Annotated in this window: 20 protein-coding genes and 1 pseudogene; 5 read left to right on the plus strand and 16 right to left on the minus strand. The window is 43.9% G+C overall.

Annotated elements, in window-relative coordinates:
• Positions 1-34: 34 nt before the first annotated feature.
• The 3 genes from H6F44_RS11230 to nth all read right to left on the minus strand — a co-directional run bounded on the left by H6F44_RS11230 (position 35) and on the right by nth (position 1,508).
• The gene (locus tag H6F44_RS11230; protein ID WP_190351050.1) at positions 35-145 is read right to left on the minus strand and encodes a photosystem I reaction center subunit VIII; all 111 of its coding nucleotides are present in this window, start codon (positions 143-145) and stop codon (positions 35-37) included.
• A gap of 64 nt (positions 146-209) precedes the next feature.
• Positions 210-683, minus strand: coding sequence for a photosystem I reaction center subunit XI (locus H6F44_RS11235; protein ID WP_190351051.1), 474 nt, complete (start codon positions 681-683; stop codon positions 210-212).
• A 165-nt stretch (positions 684-848) separates the two neighbouring features.
• The gene (gene nth, locus H6F44_RS11240) at positions 849-1,508 is read right to left on the minus strand and encodes an endonuclease III (RefSeq protein WP_190351052.1); all 660 of its coding nucleotides are present in this window, start codon (positions 1,506-1,508) and stop codon (positions 849-851) included.
• Positions 1,509-1,851: 343 nt separating this feature from the next.
• Here nth and H6F44_RS11245 point away from each other — a divergent pair, with 343 nt between their 5' ends.
• Complete coding sequence (locus H6F44_RS11245; protein WP_190351053.1) at positions 1,852-2,157, plus strand: hypothetical protein; 306 nt, start codon at positions 1,852-1,854, stop codon at positions 2,155-2,157.
• A 181-nt stretch (positions 2,158-2,338) separates the two neighbouring features.
• On the opposite strand, the gene H6F44_RS11250 is transcribed toward H6F44_RS11245, so the two are convergent.
• Positions 2,339-3,313 (minus strand): alpha-ketoacid dehydrogenase subunit beta, encoded by a 975-nt coding sequence (locus H6F44_RS11250; RefSeq protein WP_190351054.1) that lies wholly within the window; start codon positions 3,311-3,313, stop codon positions 2,339-2,341.
• 207 nt (positions 3,314-3,520) lie between these two features.
• Between H6F44_RS11250 and H6F44_RS11255 the strand changes: the two genes are divergently transcribed.
• A complete protein-coding gene (locus H6F44_RS11255) occupies positions 3,521-5,191 on the plus strand; it encodes a SpoIID/LytB domain-containing protein (protein WP_322096207.1) in 1,671 nt (556 codons plus the stop codon).
• A gap of 62 nt (positions 5,192-5,253) precedes the next feature.
• Here the strand turns inward: H6F44_RS11255 and H6F44_RS11260 are convergent, their stop codons facing one another.
• The 3 genes from H6F44_RS11260 to H6F44_RS11270 form a co-directional block, all read right to left on the minus strand.
• On the minus strand, positions 5,254-5,940 hold the full coding sequence (locus H6F44_RS11260) for a hypothetical protein (RefSeq protein WP_190351055.1): 687 nt from the start codon (positions 5,938-5,940) through the stop codon (positions 5,254-5,256).
• A 137-nt stretch (positions 5,941-6,077) separates the two neighbouring features.
• Complete coding sequence (locus H6F44_RS11265; RefSeq protein WP_190351056.1) at positions 6,078-6,686, minus strand: HEAT repeat domain-containing protein; 609 nt, start codon at positions 6,684-6,686, stop codon at positions 6,078-6,080.
• A gap of 117 nt (positions 6,687-6,803) precedes the next feature.
• Positions 6,804-8,087, minus strand: coding sequence for a HEAT repeat domain-containing protein (locus H6F44_RS11270; RefSeq protein ID WP_190351057.1), 1,284 nt, complete (start codon positions 8,085-8,087; stop codon positions 6,804-6,806).
• Between the two features lie 361 nt (positions 8,088-8,448).
• Between H6F44_RS11270 and H6F44_RS11275 the strand changes: the two genes are divergently transcribed.
• Both H6F44_RS11275 and H6F44_RS11280 read left to right on the plus strand, forming a co-directional pair.
• Positions 8,449-9,150: a diacylglycerol/polyprenol kinase family protein gene (locus H6F44_RS11275; RefSeq protein WP_242016536.1), complete on the plus strand. Its 702-nt coding sequence runs from the start codon at positions 8,449-8,451 to the stop codon at positions 9,148-9,150.
• A gap of 5 nt (positions 9,151-9,155) precedes the next feature.
• Entirely contained in the window at positions 9,156-10,031 is an 876-nt protein-coding gene (locus tag H6F44_RS11280) for a carbohydrate ABC transporter permease (protein WP_190351058.1), read from the plus strand.
• Positions 10,032-10,132: 101 nt separating this feature from the next.
• On the opposite strand, the gene H6F44_RS11285 is transcribed toward H6F44_RS11280, so the two are convergent.
• Positions 10,133-12,826: a DUF3536 domain-containing protein gene (locus H6F44_RS11285; RefSeq protein ID WP_322096208.1), complete on the minus strand. Its 2,694-nt coding sequence runs from the start codon at positions 12,824-12,826 to the stop codon at positions 10,133-10,135.
• Between the two features lie 23 nt (positions 12,827-12,849).
• Between H6F44_RS11285 and H6F44_RS11290 the strand changes: the two genes are divergently transcribed.
• The gene (locus tag H6F44_RS11290) at positions 12,850-13,038 is read left to right on the plus strand and encodes a hypothetical protein (RefSeq protein WP_190351059.1); all 189 of its coding nucleotides are present in this window, start codon (positions 12,850-12,852) and stop codon (positions 13,036-13,038) included.
• Between the two features lie 331 nt (positions 13,039-13,369).
• Here H6F44_RS11290 and H6F44_RS11295 read toward each other — a convergent pair whose 3' ends face one another.
• From H6F44_RS11295 to H6F44_RS11330, 8 genes and pseudogenes are all read right to left on the minus strand, one after another.
• Positions 13,370-14,527 carry a cysteine desulfurase family protein gene (locus H6F44_RS11295; RefSeq protein ID WP_190351060.1) on the minus strand — a complete coding sequence of 386 codons (1,158 nt, stop codon included), beginning with the start codon at positions 14,525-14,527 and terminating at the stop codon, positions 13,370-13,372.
• A 41-nt stretch (positions 14,528-14,568) separates the two neighbouring features.
• Positions 14,569-14,958 carry a HEPN domain-containing protein gene (locus tag H6F44_RS11300; protein ID WP_199302091.1) on the minus strand — a complete coding sequence of 130 codons (390 nt, stop codon included), beginning with the start codon at positions 14,956-14,958 and terminating at the stop codon, positions 14,569-14,571.
• A 5-nt stretch (positions 14,959-14,963) separates the two neighbouring features.
• Positions 14,964-15,380, minus strand: coding sequence for a nucleotidyltransferase domain-containing protein (locus H6F44_RS11305; protein ID WP_242016537.1), 417 nt, complete (start codon positions 15,378-15,380; stop codon positions 14,964-14,966).
• The gene (brxL, locus tag H6F44_RS11310) at positions 15,381-16,829 is read right to left on the minus strand and encodes a BREX system Lon protease-like protein BrxL (protein WP_190351061.1); all 1,449 of its coding nucleotides are present in this window, start codon (positions 16,827-16,829) and stop codon (positions 15,381-15,383) included. It lies immediately after the preceding gene.
• Positions 16,816-21,453 carry a methylation-associated defense system protein kinase MAD6 gene (gene mads6 / locus H6F44_RS11315; protein ID WP_190351062.1) on the minus strand — a complete coding sequence of 1,546 codons (4,638 nt, stop codon included), beginning with the start codon at positions 21,451-21,453 and terminating at the stop codon, positions 16,816-16,818. Before mads6 ends, brxL begins: the two co-directional genes overlap by 14 nt.
• Positions 21,446-22,080, minus strand: a pseudogene (locus tag H6F44_RS11320) (DUF4058 family protein). The gene mads6 and the pseudogene H6F44_RS11320 overlap by 8 nt, the downstream one beginning before the upstream one ends.
• Positions 22,081-22,089: 9 nt before the next feature.
• Positions 22,090-22,431: a XisI protein gene (locus H6F44_RS11325; protein WP_190351063.1), complete on the minus strand. Its 342-nt coding sequence runs from the start codon at positions 22,429-22,431 to the stop codon at positions 22,090-22,092.
• The gene (locus H6F44_RS11330) at positions 22,419-22,835 is read right to left on the minus strand and encodes a XisH family protein (RefSeq protein ID WP_190351064.1); all 417 of its coding nucleotides are present in this window, start codon (positions 22,833-22,835) and stop codon (positions 22,419-22,421) included. The genes H6F44_RS11325 and H6F44_RS11330 overlap by 13 nt, the downstream gene beginning before the upstream one ends.
• Between the last annotated feature and the right edge of the window lie 9 nt (positions 22,836-22,844).

Here is a 22,844-nt window from a genome sequence, read left to right on the forward strand (position 1 = left end):
AAAGAGAACTTGCAAAGCAAGTTCTCTTTTTTAATTATTTCTCGATGTAGTTGAGCAATAGACCCATAGAGGCGATCGGTAGAATTACACCAACTAGAGGCACGAAAATGTAGGAGACGTAATAATGGGCGTAGTATCCAGTCATGGTTCTAATTTTCCTTGAATAAAATAATGAAGATTGAGGCGATCGAACTTGTGGCAGGATTAACCTAAGACCAGAGCAAACCGAGGAACTTTTGCATTGGCTCTAGGTAGTTGAGGAAATAGGCAAAAGCTGCACCACCAGCACCACCGATCAAAAAGCTGCTGGCAAATTCACTCCAACCCGAAGAAGTACCCAGTTCGGCAGGAGCTTCTACAGCCGAGCTAGAGATCACCTTAGTCGCAGTTTCGCCATATAGTGACAGACCAAGGGTGAGCAACACGATCGATGCTACGGTTGCCAACAGTCCAGCAAGGCTAGAAAGCTCGGTATTTCTGAGGGGACCAAGTAAAGCAAAAGGTCCATAGATGAAGTAACCATGAGCCATGCCAATTTCGAGACCGCGACGGCTAGGGGATAGACCAGGGCGATAGGCGGGCAGGTTGCCAATAAAGGCACGAACTAAGGGAGAATCGCTGACGGGAGTAGATAGATTCCCTAGTTGGGGATCATTCTTGAATGGTTGTACGAAATCTTTCATAGGTGTTTATTAATTAAAAATTGCAGGGAGAATTTTGTCTTCATTTTAGGGAATAAGCGCGGATGTCACGATATAAAAGATGGGTATCTTTAGAAAACTTCACAACTCATCGCGCTTCGCCCTATATTAACTAGTCGCCAAAAATGGCGTAGCCATTTTTGGCGACTAGCTCTCCTTTGGTGCTGAAGGGCATAGATCCGCTAGTTCACAGCGATCGCAGGCAGGTTTGCGGGCATTGCAGACCGCCCGACCATGATAAATAATCCGAATCGACCAGTTTTCCCAATCGGGTTGGGGCAGTAGGGACATGAGATCCCGTTCTACCTTAAGGGGTTCATCGAATTTGGTCAGCCCTAATCGCTTAGTTAAGCGCTTGACATGGGTATCCACCGTCACCCCCGCATTAATGCCGTAAGCATGGGCTAAGACCACATTGGCGGTTTTCCTTGCCACCCCTGGCAACCGCAGCAAACTCTCCATCGTATTCGGTACTACCCCATCAAACTCGCGCACGATCATTTCACAAGCGGCACGAATATTTTTAGATTTATTGCGATAAAAGCCCGTGGAATGCACTAGTTCCATCAGTTCGTCCAAGTCAGCATTTGCCAAGGCGATCGCGTCAGGGAAACGGGCAAACAGCTTGGGCGTGACCATATTTACCCGCTCGTCTGTGCATTGCGCCGAAAGAATCACCGCCACCAAAAGCTGTACTGGGGTTTCATAATCTAGCGAGCAGGTCGCGTCAGGATAAAGGCGCTTTAGGCGGATCAGAATTTCGTTAGCGCGGATTTTTTGGGATGAACGTTTGGTGATGATGCCCATGGGTGCAATCTGTTTAGGGGATGTGGAGAAACTTTAGCAGGCGGATGAAACAAAGATCGATCTCAGGCTGTCTCCATACCTGTGATATCGATCACTTTTTATTGATACTAAGGTCACAACTAATGCGTGAAGCGATCGCATTGCTTTTGATGAAAGCAAGAGATACTGAACTGGGCTAAAAATATCTGTTAAGAATTTCTTTTAAAACTTGTATGAAATCTCTACCATGCTTAACTAAATACATTCATAAAATCCTTTTAACAAGCTTCTATTTGCTAATCCTTAAAACCTTAAAGAAACTTCTAATAAAAAATTCTAATAACTTTTTTAATAAACTAAGACCATGATCCTCGACTCTGTAAATGAAACTCAAGCCATTGAAGTGATTACACCCGTGGGACGTGAGAAAGGAATTGTATTTTTAAACAAAACCTTTGTCGCCGATCGCTGTTATGAAACTTTGGAGCAAGCGATCGGCGCTTGTCGTGGCGATCTCGATTTAGGATTGGGTGTAGTAATTACCCCTGATGCTAATAAATTTCAAGTTTGGATTTCTGTGCCTAGTCAAATGATTTTACAAACTCAAAAGACTGCCGCACAAAATAGCTCTACTCAGAAAAGTGCTACCCCAAAAAGTGTTGCCGCTTGAATGACGGCTGACTAGATGAAGGCATCTTGTCAAAACAACTTGCACAGGCAAAGGGATTCAGCCCCTTGTGAAAGGGGAGGAAGAAAAATTCTCAAGATCCCCCTCAATCCCCCTTGTAAAGGGGGATTGAGGGGGATCTGAACCTTGAAACTTAGCCAAAGTAGCCTTTTCAAGAAGTAAATTAAGCCAAAAGCTCCTCAACCGCCGCAACCACATCTTCGGGTTGGGGAATAGTGAGATTTTCCAGTGTGCCATTGTAAGGGGTTGGCACATCGAGCGCCGCTAAGCGCACAATGGGAGCATCAAGCTCATCAAAATAGTTATCATTGACGGAGGCAATAATCTCGGAGCCGATGCTGGCGCAACGCATACCTTCTTCGACAATGATGATGCGGTGGGTTTTTCGCAAGGATGTGGCGATCGTTTCCATATCTAAAGGCTTAAGGGAAATGAGATCAATCACTTCAGGGTCATAGCCTTTATCCACTAAAGTATCCACAGCCTTGAGAACGTGATAGCGCATTCTCGAATAGGTGAGGATCGTCACATCGCTGCCTTCCCGCACGATTTCGGCTTTGTCTAGGGGCAGTAAATATTCTTCATCGGGAATATCTTCCTTGAGGTTGTATAGCAAGACGTGCTCAAAGAAAATAATCGGATTATCGTTACGGATTGCAGACTTTAGCAAACCTTTGGCATTGTAAGGGGTGGAGCAAGCCACCATCTTGATGCCTGGCACAGCTTGGAAGTAGGTTTCGAGACGCTGGGAATGTTCGGCTCCGAGGTTGCGACCCACGCCACCAGGTCCACGAATGACGATGGGGATTTTAAAGTTGCCGCCAGAGGTATAGCGCAACATCCCTGCATTATTAGAAATTTGGTTAAAGGCTAATAACAAAAAGCCCATGTTCATGCCTTCGATGATTGGGCGCAGTCCTGTCATTGCTGAGCCGATCGCCATCCCTGTAAAGCTGTTTTCAGCGATTGGGGTGTCTAGCAAGCGCAAATCACCATATTTTTTGTAAAGGTCTTTGGTTACTTTGTAGGAGCCGCCATAATGCCCCACGTCTTCGCCTAAAACATAAACGGCTGGATCGCGCTCCATTTCCTCATCGATCGCTTCTCTGAGTGCGTTAAAAAAAGTAACCTCTGCCATGATCTATCTTTCTTGAGTTGGATTAACTATATTCTGTAATTTCTGGTGGTTGAGAAAAGCGCCAAGCGCTATATCAGTACTAGCCCGCCATTATAGCAGTCTGGCGATCCACAAGTATCTATGAAAAATTTAAAAAGCGCCGCAAAGCGGCGCTTTTTAAATTTTGCGTAAGCTATAATGCACGGCAGATCTATGGGACTTATGCAAGTGACTTTCGCTATTATCTGCCAAACCCTGCGCCAGACTTTCGGGCAAACTTTCGGGCAAACCTGCCAGCGATCGCTGGTTGTGACTGCCTACACATTTACCTGCACATTAACAATGGTGACGGCTGAAGCAGTGCAGGCACAAAGCGAAACAAACCCGTTACTCAAGATTGGCATTGTGCAGCGCTTTGGTGAAAGGAGTCAGGATCGGCTGACGCTCAAGGCGGCGGGTGGCGGTAGTCTCGCGGTGACAATCCCCACGGCTGATGGCAAAACCCAAACTGTGACCAGCGATCGCCTAGAGGTGGAGATCTCTTCGCAACCTTTAGCCTTGCCGATCTTAGATGAAAAAATTGTATTAAGTAATCATCGCAGTTTTGAGAATGCGGCGGCGAGTGCCTTCCATTGGCGAGAGCAGGGCATTGAAACGGAAATTGCTCAACCAAGGCGTTGGCAGGTATGGGCAAAGCGCGATACCTATGGGTTGATCTTGCTGCGCTATTTATTATTCTATTCGCTGCGATCGCAGGGGAAATTTACGGTGCAAATGGATCGCCGTATCATTAGCCAAAAGCCGATGCCCTCCTTAATTATGGGTGGTTTTCGCTATAACCGCGATCGGGCTGACATCAGCAGCAGTACGGGCGTAATTGAGGTGAGCTATCAAAAGGAAAATAAGTCAGAAATTACCAATCGTCCCTATGCTGGCACATTAAGGCTACAACCCAACGCCCATCAAAGCTTTACCCTTGTTAATAATGTCCCCCTTGAAACCTATGTGCGGGGTGTGGTTCCCCATGAAATTGGTTATAACGCACCCTATGCGGCAGTGCAGGCTCAGGCAATTTTGGCGCGTACCTATGTATTAGCCAGTGCCCACCGTTTTAAGGTCGATGATTATGAACTTTGCGCCGATACCCAATGCCAAGTCTATCGCGGTCTAGAGGATACAACTGAGACGGCAGATCGGGCGATCGCTGATACTAGAGGGCTAGTCCTCACCCACAACAATCGCGTGATTGATGCCCTGTATTCTTCCACCACAGGCGGCATTACTGCCAACTATAACGATCTATGGGATGGTACGCCGCGCCCCTATTTGCAATCGGTCGTTGATATAGTAAACCGTGGCAACCAGCGATCGCTAGACATTTCTAATGATAAAAATCTAAAGGCATTTTTAGCTCGGCAGCAGGGCTTTAATGAAGATGGTTGGCGAAATTTGCGCTGGCGGCGAGAAGGCACATTAGCGGAATTACAGGCTTCACTCAAGAAATTTTTGAGATTTTCAGGCGATAACACCACTAATTTTAACGCGATCAAAAACTTGCAAGTCACTAAACGCGCCACTTCGGGGCGAGTGCTAGAGCTACAGGTAACTACCGATACGGGCAGAATTTTAGTGCATAAAGATGAAATCATCGATGCCTTCGATCCGCCCGACAGTACTTTTTTTAGGCTAGAGCCTATCTATGAGAATCAAGGGGGAAATCAGGTCTTAAGCGGCTATGCCTTTATCGGCGGTGGCTTAGGGCATGGCGTGGGCATGAGCCAAACGGGTTCCTATAACCTTGCCAAGCTGGGGTGGTCTTACGATCGCATTCTCAATTTTTATTACACCGATACGCAATTGCAGAGATTACGCACTGAATATTATTTGCCTTTGCAATAGTCGCTTTGCGCTCAAATCCAAAATCCTTTGAAAGTGATGCTTTGCATCACTTTCAAAAGGTTCTAGCGTTTAGCATCCATGGTGGTAGTGCTGATAATTTCTTGCGATCGCAGGTCAATTTCTGAAGCCTTAAGCTGATTAGCAATAGTATAAAACACAGATACACGATTGTCTTTGATGCCTGAAGCGCCTTTAAAGCCGTCCATATTTGGCAAGACCATTTTAAATCTCTTACCTGAAGCATCGGCGATCGCCAAACTCTTTTGATCGCGCTCTGTAATTTTTTGATCGTTATTGGTGTCCCTTTCGACAATTACATATAAATCAGCGATCGGTGTTACTTCAGGATTAAGGATGTTTAAAGGGGTTGATGACAAAATTAAGCCCTGATTGGTGCTGCGGAGCAGGGTAAAGCTTTTGGCGGCTGGATCGTAAAAAATATAGTTTTGAATTGAACTAGCTTCCTTTGAGCCATAGCGATATTGATATTCCTGACTCAGATAAACAGGCGCTTTGACAACTGCGCTCCCTTCAATCTTTGAGAAGTCACCAATTAGCGACTTATTGCTCACCTCAGTCCCTTGAGTGGGTTCACTAACTACCACATCACTAACTTGAGTCTGACTGGTATGCTGACGGTATATGCTCAAGGCGGCATAGGCTAGTACAGCGATCGATAATAATCCAGCCCCAAAAATGACCAGCGCGTTTACACGCCATACATACCGAAAGAAATTATTGAATTTCATAAATAAATAATTGTGTCAAAGAGATATTGCCAAAGCATTTATCAAGTCAACAATAATTAACGTCAGTTCGGGTTAAGTTGTTCCCGTCACTGGTAATCGCAAAATGGGTTAGTCCCACATCAATACCAATAGCTAAGTTACTTTCGTTTGAGTCCTGCGGTCATCTCTAATCTGGACAAAGCACTCTTAGCCGTCTCCAGAACATAGGAATCAGCCGTTGTATCTTCCGTAATAGCTTGCAGCACAGTGATGCCACTAGGATCGCCAATGGATGCGATCGCATTGACAAGGGAAACTGCCAAAGCAGGATTTTCGGTTTCCTGCAAAGCCTCAATCAAAATATGGACAACGGGTGCACCAATTTCACCCATCGCCATCACTGCCGCAATGTTTACTACAGGGTTGAGATCTTGTAGGGCGGCTTTTAGACCTTGCACCCCTTCGTCGGACAAAGGCTGATCGGGGTGGCAAATGACCACCTGTGCTAAAGCCTTAGCGGCACTGCTCCGCACGGTCATATTGTCGCTATGGAGTAGTGCTGCCACTAGCGGTGAAACCGTGTCATGCCCGATCGCCCCTAAGGTTTTCACCGCAGCACGGCGATAGGTCGTATCCTCTTGATCGAGTAGACCCATTAGTTGATTAATTGTATCTGGACTATAGTTATCGGCAATTTCCCACATCGCTTGATTGCGAACATTGGGATTGGGGTGTTTTAGTTGTTGAAATAGAAGTTCGGTGGACATGGGGGTTGGGGGTTGGGGATTGGGGATTGGGGATTGGGGATTGGGGATTGGGGATTGGGGATTGGGGATTGGGGATTGGGGGTTGGGGATTGGCTTTTAGCTTTTAGCTGTTAGCTTTTAGCTGTTAGCTTTTGGCTTTTGGCTTTTGGCTTTTGCTTGAATTAAAGGATCGCTATCGTTGATGAGCAGTTCGTAACCACTGCGATCGCCGAGTTTTTCTAGTGCTAATAGGGATGCGTACTTGAGATCCCAAATTGGTGAATTGAGACAGGATCTAATGGCGGGAATGGCGCGTGGGTCGCCAATCTCAGCGAGGGCGATCGCTGCCCCAGCGCGGGATTTTTGGAATTGTGGTTGCTGATTGTGCAGGGCTTCGATAAGGAGGTCATAGGCGGGGGCGTGTTTTAGCCACCCCATCAGTTTGACCACATGGAAATGTGCGCCGTAGTCACTTTTGGCCTCCTGTTCGTAGGTGGCGAAGAGTGCCGCAGGTGCAGTTTCGCTATAGTTTGCAATAATTGTTTTGATTGCTAAATAGCAGCGTCCAAAGTCGGTTTCATATAGTTCCCTTATTAAAAAGTCTAAATCTGGCAAGTTCTCATAGCTATGCACTAGAGATAGGGTTTGCGGATGATCGAGCAATGATTTTTCAAGGTGGGGTTGCACATCTGCAAAATTTAGTTCTCCTGATGCGATGCCTTCTTCTCCTAATAAACGGATACCGCGTAGCCGAAATACTAGGGATACTGGACATTGAGCAATGTCTGGAATCGCTGCATAATATTTGGCATCAATGAGATCTTGAATTGATAGGCGGCGGGCGATGACATTACGGCTTTGCAATAGGGTTGCCACTTGCCACATTTGCGAAAAGTCGCGTTTGAGGCGAGCGATCGCGGTGATGGCGGCACTGGCGATCGGTAGGCTCTCATTGTGGGTAAATTCGGCAATTTTGGCGATCGCGGGTTGATAATCTAACTTGGCAAGGGTTTGAATGATTGTGCGATAGCTCTGACCATGCCGATCTAACAAATCCGTAATTTTCGCTAAAATTCCAATATCTGTTGTCCCAATTTCGCCGATCGCCCACACTGCATTTTCGACTGTATAACAATCATCGTCTGATAGGCATTCACCCGCAATTTCTAAGAAATCCTTAGCCTGTAGTCTGCCTAGGGTTTCTACTGCCTTGCGCCTGACAATGCGGCTATCTAAGTCCTGAACCTCTTGCTTGACTACACGCATGAGTGCAGCAATAGAGTCAGTCGTATTAAAGTTAACTAAATGGGAAGCAGCGATGTAGCGGGAGTCGTCCTCACTTATTTCTGCCTGTGGCGTATCCAGAATGGCGATCGCCTGTTCTTCGGTTAAATTAAAAAAGCTATAAAAACGTTTATCCATAATTTGCAAATTATAGCAATCGATGATTATAGAATTGCATCAGACGTGATTGTTACGGCGCTTTGCACTCAAATCCAAATCAAGAAAAACTTTGAAAGCGTTGCAAAGCAACGCTTTCAAAGTTTTTCTTGTGGTTCGTAACAGCCATGTCAGACAAGATGTCTGACCCACAAAATTTAAAATCCCTGTAGCGCAGGCATCTTGCCTGCTGCCTGTCTACTGCCTGTCTACTTTATTCTGTGGGAAGTGACATAATTACTTAGATATGTCGGTTTTTATTGTGTCTACGGCAAAATGAAAACTTAAAACCGTAGCAAGCATTGTTTATTGTTTTTACAGAATTTTTATACTTGCCAATGCAATGAATTACTTAATTATTCAGACTACTATTTATAATGCTTATAATGACATTTCCCAGAGTGTCTCCCAAATTAGCGCTGTGGTGATTTGGTTGGGGTTAGTATTCCTGACATCGGCGATCTTGCGGCACTTTGGGCATGAGCCAGAATTAGTGCGAAAGGTGGTGCATATTGGGGCAGGCAATGTTTTGCCGATCGCTTGGTGGTTGCACGTACCCTTTGGGATTTGTCTTGCCGCAGGAATTTTATTTAGCGCGATCGCCCTTGCTTCTCATTACACCAATATTTTGCCAATGCTCAATGATGTGGGGCGCAAGACCTATGGTGTGTTTTACTATGCGCTCAGTATCACGATTTTAGTCGCCCTGTTTTGGGAGCAGCACCCGCAATATGTGGCGATCGGCGTGATGGTGATGTCTTGGGGCGATGGCATGGCGGCACTAATTGGTAAGAGATTTGGGCGACATACCTTTGTGCATTTGGGCAACCAACGGAGCTTAGAGGGTTCTTTGGCGATGTTTGTAACGAGCATGGCGGTAATTGTGGCGATTTTGGGATTTAGTCAAGACTTGCAATGGCGAAATGTGATGATGTCTGTACCTGTGGCAGCGATCGCGGCATTACTAGAGGCTTATTCCCCAGGGGGAACAGATAATTTGTCGGTTCCTTTGGTGAGTGCGGTTTTGAGTTATTTTCTGCAATAAATAAAATGAAACTTTTTAAATCAAAGCCTTACCAATCGAGTCTCACTCCAAACTTAGCTCAAAACCTCGTTCCAAGTATATTGTTTTTTGTTTTACTCATTGCGATCGCCATCATCACCGTATTCCCTCTGCTCTGGCTAGTCAGCAACGCCTTCAAATCTCCCAGCGAAAATATATTTCAGTCAGTTCCGCAGCTATTGCCTAGCCAACCCACGATCGCCAACTTGGTTAAGGTTTGGCAAAACTCACGCTTTGATCTATACCTCTGGAATAGCTTTCTCGTTTCTAGCATTACCGTAATTTTAAATTTATTATTCTGCTCTCTGGCGGCTTTTCCGCTTGCAAGAATGGATTTTAAAGGAAGGGAAGTTATCTTTTGGGCGATCGTTGGCACAACCATGATTCCCTTTCAGATCACGATGATTCCCTTATATATTTTGGCGGTAAAGCTCAATCTCCAGAATACTTATGCAGGTTTAATCTTTCCCTATATTATTTCTGCCTTTGGCATCTTCCTATTACGACAGGCATTTCAAACTGTCCCCAAAGAAATGGAAGAAGCTGCGCGAATTGATGGTTGTTCTAGTATCGGCATTTGGTGGCATATCATGCTGCCATCGGCAAACCCAGCTTTGATTACCCTTGCAGTATTTACGTTTGTGGCAATGTGGGGAGACTTTCTCTGGCCATTGGTAATTGTGGATAAACCAGCACTATATACATTGCCCCGTGGAATAGCCAGTCTAGCCAGTGCCTTTTCAGAAGATTGGCGATTGATTGCCGCAGGTTCTGTTATTTCGTTGTTACCTGTATTTATAGTTTTTATTTTTCTCCAACGATACATCATTCCCACAGAGTCAAGCTCAGGGGTAAAAGGATAAGTAGATCAGCATATTAAACCCTAAAACCAGGGATTGTTCCGCCCGCTACGCGGGCGGAACAATCTCTTCGGTTTTGAGTTTATTTTTGAATCAACAGACTATTAGCGTTCTAATAGCCAAGCTTCGGTGGCAATTCCTAATTTGCTAGCAGTATCAATTAATTGATGCAGTTCCAAATTAGAAATAGCCTCACAGAGATTGACCTCAATGTGAATCGGTTGCTTTTGTACCGATTCTAAATCGAGAATCTGTCTCGCTAATACGCATTGGGGGGCAATGCGGTTGGATAGATAATTTAAGAATGCTTCTTGGCAGAGGCTGAGATTTAGCTTGAGATGGAGGCGATCGCTGATGGCGATCGCTTGCTCAATTTGATTGAGATAATCAAATAAAGACATTTCGCTAATATTGGCAATTGCCGAAAGACCGTGAATTTGCCTGAGAATAAATCTTTCGAGGATTTGGGCATCTTCAACATGGACAAACTTACAGCCCAGATTGAGCGCTTCGATCGCCACTGCTTCGAGTCCAACATTGGGTAGCGTGCCGCCCGTTTCCAAGGCTTCTAATGCTTCCGTAAGACGGTTATTTAACACGATATCGGCAGCAACTTGCAGTTCTGGCGGCACGGGCAGATCATCACGCCTAAAGGAGATCAGAATGCCATAGTTATCGCGATAGACCTGTTCATAAAGCTGATCGAGGCGGGTGAGGGTCTCATCGGCAAGGATTCGCAAAATCCGATGACGCTCTTCGGCAAAGAGATGATGCAGACCAAACTGCTCGCCACTAAAATTACTTGCCATCGCCAAAATTACGGCGGCGGTATTCGCTTGTTTCAGGGTCTTGAATAGGGTTGCTTTGATCTCTTCATATTCGCGCCGCCCTGTGAAGGGCTGAATGCAGCAATGGAAGTCATCGCCACCAAGGTGCAGCACGGCGAAGATGTAGCTCACGGTTTCTTGGGTAATCCTTGATGTGAGATAGATCTGCCCGATCGCTAAGGACATGGAGCCAATGCGTTGCAGTTGATAGTCCTGCTGTTGGATTTGATAACAATAAATTTGTTGCGATCGCCCATAGTCGCCCAATGTCGAACTAAGGGCATATTGGGCAGCAACTTGGGCAAGGCTAATGCGATTAGTGACAACCTGTTCGCGATAGACCCCAGCGCCATCCTTAAATTCGATCAGGTTGCTAGGAGCCTTTGCCATGCGTTGAATAAATTCATCCTCAAGCAACACCCCAGCCACATCTGCCGCCAGTTCGATCGCCCTTGCGGCATAGCGCAAAATCTGCACCGTTTCAGGGCGTGACAATTCTTCAAAAAACCAACCGCAACTAGTAAACATCAGCAATGCATGGCGCTGCATTTCCAATAGCCGCAAAGCATCAACCCTTTGACTAGAGTTGGTGATTCTGTTGCCCGATTGCTGCTCAAAGAAGCGTTCTAAAGCGGCTTCGAGTTGTCCATCATCATTACGCAACGAATGTTGCAGGACTTCAATATAGCGATCGCGTGCCTCCCAAGGATCATTAAAATATTTGCGCCCAATATCCACATAGATCGTGGCAAGGCGATCACGCAACCAATTCAAGCTGTCGCGCAATGGTCGCCGCCATAATTGCTGATACTTAGAGCCTTCGCCGCCACAGCCACAACCACCCTGCCAGCGATCGACACCGTGGGCGCAACTCCAAGCCGTCACCGACTTGAGGGATACTTCCCATGTGGGCGGAAATAGGCTGAGGTAATGGGCATAATTGGTCACTGTCCAGCCGCGCTTAGGAAATTCTTCAACAAAGGCATAGGAAAGCGTCTTTTCAGTGAAATGCTTATGATGCCCGAAGGTTTCGCCATCGGTGGCAACGGATACTAGCTGATGCTGCCGATGATCATGCTTAACGGCTTGGCTAAGGCGTTTAGCAAAATTATGGGAACTACCCAATAGATCGCCAAAGCCCATATCACGGGAAATGGGACCGTCATAGAAAAACACATCGATGTAAGCATCGGTATCTGGCGGCAAATGGAACTGGCTGAGTTCAAGATCCTTACTGAGGCTATGGCGCTCATCTGTGACCGACGGCGATTCTTGACGGCGCAAATAGCAGCGATAGGCACGATTGGGATCGATTTGTGCGCCACTGACATCCTGCCATGCGGGGTGAGGATTGTCAGCAGTGGCGATCGGGCGACAGCGCCGAGCCTGTGAAGGAGCAAGAATAATAAATTTAATACCTTCTATCGCCAGCGCCTCAAGGGTTTCATAGTCCACCGCCGTTTCCGCCAGCCACATTCCTTCAGGTTCGCGTCCAAACCGTGACTTAAAATCTGCCTTGCCCCAACGGATTTGGGTGATTTTGTCGCGCCAGTTGGCGAGGGGCATGATGATGTGGTTGTAGACCTGCGCGATCGCATTGCCGTGACCATTGAGGCGATCGGCACTACGTTTGTCCGCATCGAGAATTGCTTGATAGGTGTCGCGATCGTGATATTCCATCCATGAGAGTAGGGTGGGTCCCATGTTGAAACTCATGTACTCATAGTTATTGACAATCTTGACGATTTTGCCATCATGACGCTCAATCCGCGAAAAGGCATTGGGGCGGTAGCATTCATGGTGAATTCGGGCATTCCAATCATGGAAAGGAGCGGCGCTCTCCTGACGCTCGATCGCATTAAGATATGGATTTTCACGGGGCGGCTGATAAAAATGCCCGTGAATGATCATATAAATTCCTGAAGTGGTGGCATTCTTGACGGGCGCAGAAACAGGAGCAGCAACAGTCACGCGAATTTTCCCTATATAAGCAAGTGTTAGAACCTATATTGGCAGATCTTTTTAGTGATTCGCAAGTAAATATAGAAAGTTTTAACTGTGTGAGTGGGAAGTCTCGCACCCTATTACAGTCTGAATTGGGGTCAAAATATTTGACTGTTAAACCTGTTAAAGCCTGTAGTTCAGTTTTCTCATCGCCACTTTGCCCCAAGGCGATCGCCTAGAAAATCAAAGTGTTATTATCAGGTTAATTGGCTCAGGATATTTGTTATGCGTATTTTATAAACTCTATCGTTCAGCAAGCCAGAATTAGAGTCTTGGGGGATAGCTGATTGGGATCAAACCCTAGCAAAAGATCCCGACTTTCGCAGTAGATGTAAGGCAATATACCGCCCGTTTTATCAGGCGACTTGACTCTGAGTTAGTTAAACAAAAATGCCCAAAATTTCGCAATTTTTTTATTAGTCTGACACGATAAATATTTTATTTCACTTTTGACCTGCTGAATGTAGGATTGAGCGGATACGCTGGATCTTCGCATATCCTGATAGCGAGTCAACTCCATCGCCAGCTATGCACTGCTGCAATCAAGATATTTGCTGCCCTCTCAATTTCGGCATCGGTTGTGAATTTGCCGATGCTAATTCGTAAGGCTCCTTCAATAAGATGTGTGGGTAGGTTAATGGCTTGCAAAACATGAGAAGCAGCCTCAACACCTGATGAACAAGCTGAACCTGTGGCGATCGCCAGTTGATCGCGAATTCTAGCAATGATTGCCTTATTGGGAATATTGGGGATAGAAATATGGAGGTTTCCCGCCAGTCGGTTCAGGCGATCGCCATTGATCGTTAGATCAGGAATACTCTCTAGTAACAAAGATTGCAGGCGATCGCGCTTGATGGCAATTTCATGTTCATCTTGTTCCATTTCTAGCTGACGCAAGCGGCAAGCCTCTCCCAGTCCCGCAATTCCCGCAACATTGAGCGTTCCTGCCCTGATTCCCTTTTGCTGTCCACCTCCATAAATTAATGGTTCTAGCCGATAGCCTTTACGCAAAATTAAGGCTCCAATGCCTTTAGGGGCATACATTTTATGTCCTGATAGTGCCAAATAGCTAATGCCCCAATCGCGAAAGTTAATGGGGATTTTGCCAACGGCTTGGGTGGCATCGCAAAGAAAGGGGATGTTATATTTTTGGGCGATCGTCCCGATTTCTTGAACAGGGTAAATAGTGCCGATCTCATTATTGGCTGCCATCACACAAATTAAATCTATGCCTTGAGAGCAATTTGTTTCTAAATGTTCGAGGTCTAGTTTGCCTTGGCGATCGATTTTTAAAAGGAGCATCTCGGCAATTCCCTTTTTTACTAGGGCATCACAAGTATCAAGAACAGCTTTGTGTTCTATGGGTAATACTGCAATTTTTAGCTTATGGGTGCTAGGTGATTTTGGGGTTAATCCTTGCAGCACTAGATTAATGCTTTCGGTCGCACCCGATGTAAAAATTACTTCTCTAGGTACGGCTCCAATTAAATCAGCGACTTGTTTGGCGGCTTGTTTGACTGCGCGATCGGCTTTGTCTCCATAGGCATGGTCAATGCTGCTGGCATTGCCAAATTCTGTCAGCATATATTCCATGACTACGGAAGCGACACGCGGATCAACGGGGGTGGTGGCATGGTAATCAAGGTAAATGGGGCGATCGCTTTGCATATTTTGAGATTTATTGTGTCAAGGTTTGAATCTGGCGATCGCTAGTCTTGTGCTAAAACTTTCGTGATTGAGTCCAACAGATCCCTCACTTGAGGTAGCAAAGGCGAAATCTCTGACTCTTCAAAGTACACAAAGTCGCCATAATCTGCTTCTTGACGACTTTCAAATAAATCGTTGTAAAGTCTTGCTTGATCTTTAGAAATAATGCCAGTCCTTACATAGTCTTTGTTAAAAATGCCGCGAACGCCTGTATGTTTTGGAGACGATAGATTGTCTTTGAGTAATAAAGCTGATACTGCATAAAAACAACTATAATATAAGCGATTAACGCAACTATTCCATCCTCCTGATTCTGCAAGGGTTAGAGCGTCATGGTAGGCTTCTTCGGCTCGTTCTAGACGATATTGAACTGCTTCATTGGGAATGTTCATGTTAATTACAAGAGGATTGCTTCTTTTTCTATGGATTTAGAGAATGGTGTTTGTTGAAATCTCGGTGTGTTCCATTCTTGACGGCTGCGGATGATTGAACAAATTACTTCTCCTGTTTCCCATTCAATTTCGTAGATTTGATGGCGTAGGCGATCGCGTCGAGACGGATTGACGACTCCATCAACTAATATTAAGATATCCCAGTCTGAGTCTGGTCTTGCGTTAGCACGGGCGCGGGAACCATAGAGAAATATTTGGGCGGTTGGCTCGATCTCATACACAATCTCTTTGATGCGTTGAAGTAATACTTTGCTTTCCATAGTTGTAATCATTGTATCAAGGCTTGAAAGTGACGGATCTAGGGGTATGGTGACGTGGTAATCAAGATAAATGGCGATCGCTTGTGATGCGTTGGGATGCATTCATTTCACTTCAGCATAAATAATTTTGCCATTTTGCTTGAACTCATCGTCAAGGTGATATAGCTGATCTCGTACAATTTGCCGTAAACGAATGGCAGGTTCTAGGCAATCTCTCTGGTAATCGATTGGGGTTAATTCTAGATGAGGGTAGAGAATTTTTAAGAATCCTGACGCCGATCGCTGAATCGCTTGTTGATCGCGAATGGTTGTATTTTTATCAAAACTAGTATGTTGACTGACGTAAGAGGCAAAGCGATTATCGCGGCGCAAAGCAAGTAAGGCTTCGCCAAAAAAGTCTGTTTTTAAGCCAACTTGAGTGGCGATCGCCTCAGTTTTAAATTTGGGAATTTCCCACCCTGGCAAAATCCCTGCAAAGCGATCGAGTAATGCGGTTTCTGAAAAGAATTTAGGTAAATCTTGCAATAAGTTAAATTCATTGCGAGGGCGTAGCTGCTCATCTAGTTCGATATTGGCAAGCATTACGAGAGAGCAATCACTGGAAATATCCGCAAAGCCTGAACGATTGTAACGACCACTTGCCAAATAATTTTTGAGTGGACCAATGATTTCATCGGGATTCTCAAAAGTCAAGCTCTGGACTTCATCTAGCACCACCACATCATGGCGACCGAGTAATCCAATCTCTTTATTTTTGCCATTGATAAATAAACGGGCAGGAGTGACTTTACCGCCACTAATGAGCGCGACTTTATTACTAATATTCTCAAATATAAAACTCTTGCCTGTGCCTTTGGGCGCTAATTCCATGATGTGATAATTCGATTCAACCAGTGGCAATAATCTGGCTAACACCCAATTTTTTGCGGTGGTACTATATGCTGAAATTTCGGGATTAAAGCCCATAGAGCAGAACATTAAATCGCGCCATTGCTCGGTTGTAAATTGCGATCGCGCTTTGGCATATTCCGTTAGGTTAATTTCCGAACATTGAAAAGGATCAAAATCGATTACTTCGACAATGCCATCGGATTGCATGGATAGAGATATTTTGCCCCATAGTCCTTGTCTCAATAGGTTTTCATAGCGTTCTACTAGGTCAACGCCGATGCGACATTCTTCGATATTTAACGAAGGAATACTGGCCACGGGTTCGGGAATGCGATCGCCTTTATTTTCTAGTCTCACACGTACTTGCATGAGGGCAATGATTTTTAAGACTTCACCTTGAGTAAGCTTGAAATTGAGGACATGGCGATCGTCTTTGCGTGGAAAAGCTTTGCGAACGAAGTTATTAACTTTCTCAATATCGGCTATACCTAATTCTCCATTCCCTTGAATAATTTTATCGATCAGCCATTCCGCGACAAAGCTAGGCACTCCCGCATTTTTAAGTCCACTAGAATTAAAGCGCCGCTTATCAATAGAAAGATCGCCAAATACTTCGCGGACAAGTTCATTTGGATAGTTAGAGTGATTATAGGAATTCATCTAGACCTCCTGCAAACCCACTGGTATAGATTTGGGAGATCGTAATTGCTGTTTCATCAGGTAAATCTATCAGCATCGTTTCACCATCGGCAAACCGATATCGTAAGTTTCCTGAAAGACTATACTTAATATCAGCATTGCTTTTAGCACTAAGTGGTAATTGGGGAAAAGCAACCTCGATAGTATAAGTTTCTTTGCGGTTACTGAGTTGGCGGATAATTTGTTTGCCATATAGTAATTCTGGTAATTCTTTAATCTCAAGAATCACATCGTAAATCGTGGCGGAGTTGCGGCGATTGTCAATTGTGATGGCTAGTTTTCCTCTTTGATTTGCCTTGCCTGAGCCTTTGATCGTAATTGATACTGGCTTTCGTTCTACAGATTGCGATAGAACGGAAACGCCGATGATTGCTTCTTCAGGGAAGAGTCCACCATGTAAACCAATGCCAAGTCCTTGGGATGTTTTTTGGAATGTGCTGAAGCACATACTACTTTTAGGAACACTAATATCTTCAGGGAGTCCAAAAGCTTTAGATTCTAGAATAAAGCAACGTGGATCGGCTGTGCGTCCGATCGCCATTCTGCCTGAGCCATTAACATCACGTGGTGGATTTGGCATAAGAGGAACTTCACCCATTAATTGACCGTGATCACTAGCGATAACAACTTTTAGGCTTTCTGGTTGTGGGTGTTGCTGAATGCAGTAATGGATTTGATCGGCGAGTTTGCGTAATGTGGCAGGACGATCGCTGTGGTACAGGCTATCCCAATCGCGGGACTCATGGTAAAGATGATCGAGTTGTTCGGTATCCCAACAGAAAAGAGAATGTTTTGCGTTTCGCAGATCATCGTAAAGTATACTCATGCGCCCATCGGTATAGCGATCGCCTATACCCATTTGTGGAAAAGCTTTTGCCATTTCGGGCGACCAATCAGAGCGATCGCATGGTAATTGTGTGTAGAGACTCCATTTTGCATATTCTGTCTTTGTTGGCAAGATACTAATGCGTGGTGATAACTCCATCTCTAGCTTTAATTTGTTTTGTGATGAGTTACTTTCAGTTAAATATTGTAGTAATTCCTGATGATCTAGCCATCCTAAACCATCAATTACTACCCATAACACAGGATTATTTTTAGCTAATTGAGTAACTAAATGGGCGGTACTATAATTTAATGGCGAATCAGCAACGGCTTGAGTTTTGAGATTGGGATATTGCTGATAGAGCCAATTGGCAAAACTTTCACCGAGGCGATCGCTTTCTCTTTCATTTACAGATTTTTTCGCAACTGTTAACTCCCATTTTCGGAATGGCAAATATTTTTCGACCGCCCAATTAATTGCTTCATGAACAGATCCATTCACACCCAGTGCTGGCGGTAAATCTGGAGGCAATAGACTTAGCAGCTTATGACGTTGTGCAACTGAATAGGGTAAACGATGAATGCGATCGCTAACTACTAATTCGGGATATTTAATTGATAATTCATAGGCTAGATTTGTAATGTGTTGAATATTTGGTAAATCAAGGGCGATCGTATCTAAAATCTTGCCTTCAGATGCAAGGATTTTCTGCTGCCAATGATTATTTAGTTCTTTAATAAATTGGACAGGAAAATCTAAAGGAAATTTGCCTAAGTCATCAATTAAGCTACTAGAAGAATCTAGCCCAATCCAACTACGCAAGAGTTCTTGTTTCTTTTCCACAATATAGGCTGCTGCCAATTTAGGATTATCAGTTGATTGACTAATAACTTGCTGCCAGTATTTCTCAAAGGGCTGAAAATCTTCATGCACATTGATTAGTAGCCATTGGGCGAGGTGACTAATGCTAGGTGTGTCAGTCCAAATTTGATGATTTTCTGTAATATTGGCTAGAAGTTCTATAACTGGATTAGCTTTTGGTTTAGCGATTTGATAATGGCTGAGGCGATCGCATAGGGAATGTAGATAATTATCGAGTGGTGGCGATTGCCATTGCGTTAGATTGATGGCATCACCGAGGAGTGATTGTAAATAAACGATTGGTTCCTGTTTCTCAGTGATAATTGTATGGGATAAATCATGCAGTTCTAACCATTTGCGGGTAAAGTTACAGAGATAAGCGCCCGAAATCCAATAGTGTTGAGATGTTTCTAGTTCTTGCACATGAAAATATTGTAACCATTCTAGTTCTGTCGCGATCGCTTGATAGCCTTGAGGGACTTGATAGGTAGCAGTGGGATCGAGGGTAACGGTAAATTTTTCAGGTGTTTGATGGGGAAAAACAACAGGGCTGTGATGACGCGAAAAAAAGGCTTTAGCATCAATGATCTGATTTGTAGGTAGTATTAGTTGAGGTTTGGGCGTTTCTACCCTAATTGCGACTTTTTCTGGTGAGGTAGCAATGGTTGGTGATTTCTCGAAACATTGTTTTAAAGCTTCTAGAAATTCATTGGCAGATTTAAAGCGATCGCTTCTGTGCGGTGCAATTGCTTTGTTAAGCAAGATAGTCAATTTTTCAGGAACCTTTACGGTTAAGCCTAAGGTGTCGGGATGCACGGGCAAAAGGTTTGGTGCAGGAAAGCCTCCATCAAAAGGATAATGCCCTGTTAAACATTCGTAAAAGGTAATGCCAAGAGCATAGAGATCCCGATCAATTTTTGCTTCTAGTGATGCTGAGTCCTGAAAGTTAAAGTCAGGAGGCAAATAGCGCTGAGTCCCTGCACTCGTGGGAGATTCGTTCTGTTCTGATGCGGCAATATTAAAATCAATAATCTTGACGCATATCTCTTGATTCTTAATATTATCAATGTTAGTAATCAAGAGATTAGAAGGTTTGATGTCTTGGTGATAGATGCCGTTATTGTGTAAATGCTCTAGCCCGATCGCTGTTTGTTTGGCGATCGCGATCGCCTGTTCCTGACTAAGCTTTGTCTCTGACAGATAACTAGTTAAATCTTTTCCATCTACATAGTCGAAGACAATAAAAGGCGTTTCATCATCAGCTAGTTGCCCTGCATTACGCACCTTGACAATATGGCGATGATCGGGCAGGTTACGCAGGATTTTATATTCTTGCTTCGCACGGTCATATAGAGAAATGCGATCGCGTAGCACAAGTTTCAGCACTTCATAGACTTCAGCCGTAGTCTCCCATACTTTGTAAGTCACGCAAAAGCTGCCGACCTTTCCTAACTTCTCTTTGACTAAATATTGATTATTGATTAGATAATCTTGAGACAAATTAGCTAAATCAATGGTTTCGCTTGTGGTGATTGGTATTAACTCTTGTCTAGCTGCATCAGCACTGGTAAAACGTTCTTGAGGATCTTTAGCACAAATTTTTTGCAGCCAATTATCAAAACTAATCGGAAGTTCTGGGTTTAGTTGCGATGGCGGCTCTACATAGCAAAGGGAACGGGATTGTAACTCTTGGACATTCTCAAATAATTTTCTGCCCGTGAAGACATAGTAAAAGATTGCGCCAATGGAAAATAGATCAGAGGCAATGCTTGCCTTTGTTGGATCTTGTTGACATTCAGGAGGTTGATATTTGTAGTCGATGCTATCGATGATTTCGGCGGCGATCGTGTGGGTGCGATCGCGATTTCGGGCATACTCAAAACCTGTGATCACTGCCTGACCTTTGTTATGGGTAATCATAATATTGTCAGGAGACAGATTGCGATGAATAGTACCATGCTCATGGGCATATTCCATTGCGCCTAAAACTTGATTGAGAACATCAAATTTTTGATTGGTAGATAGCAGTCGTATAGCTTGGCTTAATGGGCGACCCTCAATCTCGTCAAGCACAAGAATAAAGCGATCTTTGTCCTCTGTCTCAAAAAAATCTCTGATTTTTTGAATGTTGGGATGGTCATCAATCTGGCTTAGAGATGCAAATGTTGTAAGAATTCTCTTTTTGTCTGGGTCTGGATTTTCTGGATCAGGATACGGTTCTGCTAGATATATTTTGAGTCTTGCAGTTCGAGTAGATATTAAACTATGTCTAGCGCGATATTCTTCAAAGCGATCGCCACTACTCAACTTCTGCTCTAGCTGCCAGTCACGATAGATTACTGGTTTAGATTTAGGTTGAGTTTTGCCTCTAATAGCGATTTCAATAGCATTGGAATATGTATAAACATCTTGAAGGCGATGGTCAGGAATTAGATGAGAACTTTTAAAAAATTCTACACTTTCTCTTAAATAAGTAATACTATCTTCATCTTTGCCATTATGATCGGTGATTGTTGTTTCTAACGAAGTAATTAGAATTGCAGCCTGAACATGAATTTTTCTAAGTGTATGACTTTGAGCTTTGTTAGAGTCGCTAATTAAAGACGAAACAACTTTAGCGTGTTGACGTAATTTAGCTAGAGGAGATGTAAAGGGTTCTCTGTTCTCTGGATACCACTTATCATAAATATCAATATGTCCAACAATATTTTTGATGTCTACGACAAAGACACATTGCGGCGCAATAATTGCTAGATCAATCTCATAGATTTCTTTACCTTGCTTAAGTTCAAAATTACTAAAAATAGTAAATGTATCAGGTAATTTACTTTTAAGAAATTTGATCGCATTATCTTCAAATTCATTGGCAGCTTTGCCAATTACGATATGTTTAGCCATGATTAATTAACTCCTTTACCCAAATTAGATCGACTTCATTTAGCGTTGGCTCAGGTTGTTGAGTGTAATCGATCGCCATGTCATATCGCCCCCTTTGATAAATTTGCTGAAAAATTGTTTGTATATCTAAAATTGGTTCTGCTTCATTGGGGCGTAAAGGGATAGGGACATCGGGAATGCGTCGCGTACTGAAAAATTGTACAAATCAGCACTAGGGCGATCGTGACTACGGCTAATGAGAATATGGTAGTCAGATACGGGTGTGTGATGATATAAAAATGTTGAATTTATGCGTAGAAGATCGATCTCAATCAGGTGAGTTTGAGTTTGCAGAATCCGTCTGTGTTTCCGTAAATAGGCTTCCTTGCCTTCACCTGTTCTTTTGTTTTTAGGAGAAAGAATTTCTATGGCTGTAATTACTTTTCCTGTTTTAACTTCCCGAATTTCCAGATAACGTTCAGTAATTTCTTCGTGCCAATAGGTGCGCTTTTCAATTTCTATCCGATAGTCTTGGCTAAGTATATCTGCTAGGGCATCAGCGATCGCCACGATTAGGCGGCTATGGACAGATGACCAAAGTTCAGGATGTTCTAGGTAAGGATTCATTCCAAGGAAAGGCGATCGCATACTTTAACCTCACGCTACTGCAAAGTCGGTATAGGGACGCATCTGTGGGCTATGGAAGCCAAGAACGATATCTTCTTTAGGCACACCCAAAGCCATCAGTTCATTAGCAATGCCCACTTCTGTCCAATCTTCTTCAATCCAAAATTTTTGATCGCGGATGCGGACATAGACAGTGATGTCATTAATGCGATCGCTTTTGCGCCAGCCTACAGACATCCAGATATAATGACGGTTATTTTCGTCAATTACTAGAATATTCTCAAGATCATGTTTAGAATATTGATTACATAAGTTGACGTGCTTTGATAATATCTCTCTAATTTGGTTAGAATATTGAGCTAATTTATCCATTTTAATACCTCCTCTTGGTTGATATCGACAATAATCAGTGGCAGTTGGTGCTTATCTAGGATTAGTTTAATGACTTCTTGACTAAAAAAGTTGCTGTATGCTTCATTGCTAATTGCAACATATAGTTTTCTTTCTGGTGCTGTTTCCTCCAACAAGTAGCGATATATATCATATTGACCAAGAGCTTCCTTAAGATCCTGAAATTTTGATGCTCCTAAAAAGCTCTTAACTTCTATCACGATTTTCTGCTCTCCTCTTTCGGCTGCGATGGCTTTTTCTGCACCCAAATCAGCATATAGTCTGGTTTTCAGGTACTCAATGATATATGGATCATCTGTTACTCTCCATCCATCAGCGATAAGAGCGTTTTTAACAGATCTATGTATAAAATCCAACTTAGGCATAGTTTTGTG

This window comes from Pseudanabaena cinerea FACHB-1277, from assembly GCF_014696345.1.
GTDB lineage: Bacteria > Cyanobacteriota > Cyanobacteriia > Pseudanabaenales > Pseudanabaenaceae > Pseudanabaena > Pseudanabaena cinerea.

Bases quoted from the DNA above. Each gene is read 5' to 3' on its own strand.
- H6F44_RS11230 (WP_190351050.1), bottom strand. From the start codon at position 145: ATGACTGGATACTACGCCCATTATTACGTCTCCTACATTTTCGTGCCT.
- H6F44_RS11235 (WP_190351051.1), bottom strand. From the start codon at position 683: ATGAAAGATTTCGTACAACCATTCAAGAATGATCCCCAACTAGGGAAT.
- nth (WP_190351052.1), bottom strand. From the start codon at position 1,508: ATGGGCATCATCACCAAACGTTCATCCCAAAAAATCCGCGCTAACGAA.
- H6F44_RS11245 (WP_190351053.1), top strand. From the start codon at position 1,852: ATGATCCTCGACTCTGTAAATGAAACTCAAGCCATTGAAGTGATTACA.
- H6F44_RS11250 (WP_190351054.1), bottom strand. From the start codon at position 3,313: ATGGCAGAGGTTACTTTTTTTAACGCACTCAGAGAAGCGATCGATGAG.
- H6F44_RS11260 (WP_190351055.1), bottom strand. From the start codon at position 5,940: ATGAAATTCAATAATTTCTTTCGGTATGTATGGCGTGTAAACGCGCTG.
- H6F44_RS11265 (WP_190351056.1), bottom strand. From the start codon at position 6,686: ATGTCCACCGAACTTCTATTTCAACAACTAAAACACCCCAATCCCAAT.
- H6F44_RS11270 (WP_190351057.1), bottom strand. From the start codon at position 8,087: ATGGATAAACGTTTTTATAGCTTTTTTAATTTAACCGAAGAACAGGCG.
- H6F44_RS11275 (WP_242016536.1), top strand. From the start codon at position 8,449: ATGAATTACTTAATTATTCAGACTACTATTTATAATGCTTATAATGAC.
- H6F44_RS11280 (WP_190351058.1), top strand. From the start codon at position 9,156: ATGAAACTTTTTAAATCAAAGCCTTACCAATCGAGTCTCACTCCAAAC.
- H6F44_RS11295 (WP_190351060.1), bottom strand. From the start codon at position 14,527: ATGCAAAGCGATCGCCCCATTTACCTTGATTACCATGCCACCACCCCC.
- H6F44_RS11300 (WP_199302091.1), bottom strand. From the start codon at position 14,958: ATGAACATTCCCAATGAAGCAGTTCAATATCGTCTAGAACGAGCCGAA.
- H6F44_RS11305 (WP_242016537.1), bottom strand. From the start codon at position 15,380: ATGCATCCCAACGCATCACAAGCGATCGCCATTTATCTTGATTACCAC.
- brxL (WP_190351061.1), bottom strand. From the start codon at position 16,829: ATGAATTCCTATAATCACTCTAACTATCCAAATGAACTTGTCCGCGAA.
- mads6 (WP_190351062.1), bottom strand. From the start codon at position 21,453: ATGGCTAAACATATCGTAATTGGCAAAGCTGCCAATGAATTTGAAGAT.
- H6F44_RS11325 (WP_190351063.1), bottom strand. From the start codon at position 22,431: ATGGATAAATTAGCTCAATATTCTAACCAAATTAGAGAGATATTATCA.
- H6F44_RS11330 (WP_190351064.1), bottom strand. From the start codon at position 22,835: ATGCCTAAGTTGGATTTTATACATAGATCTGTTAAAAACGCTCTTATC.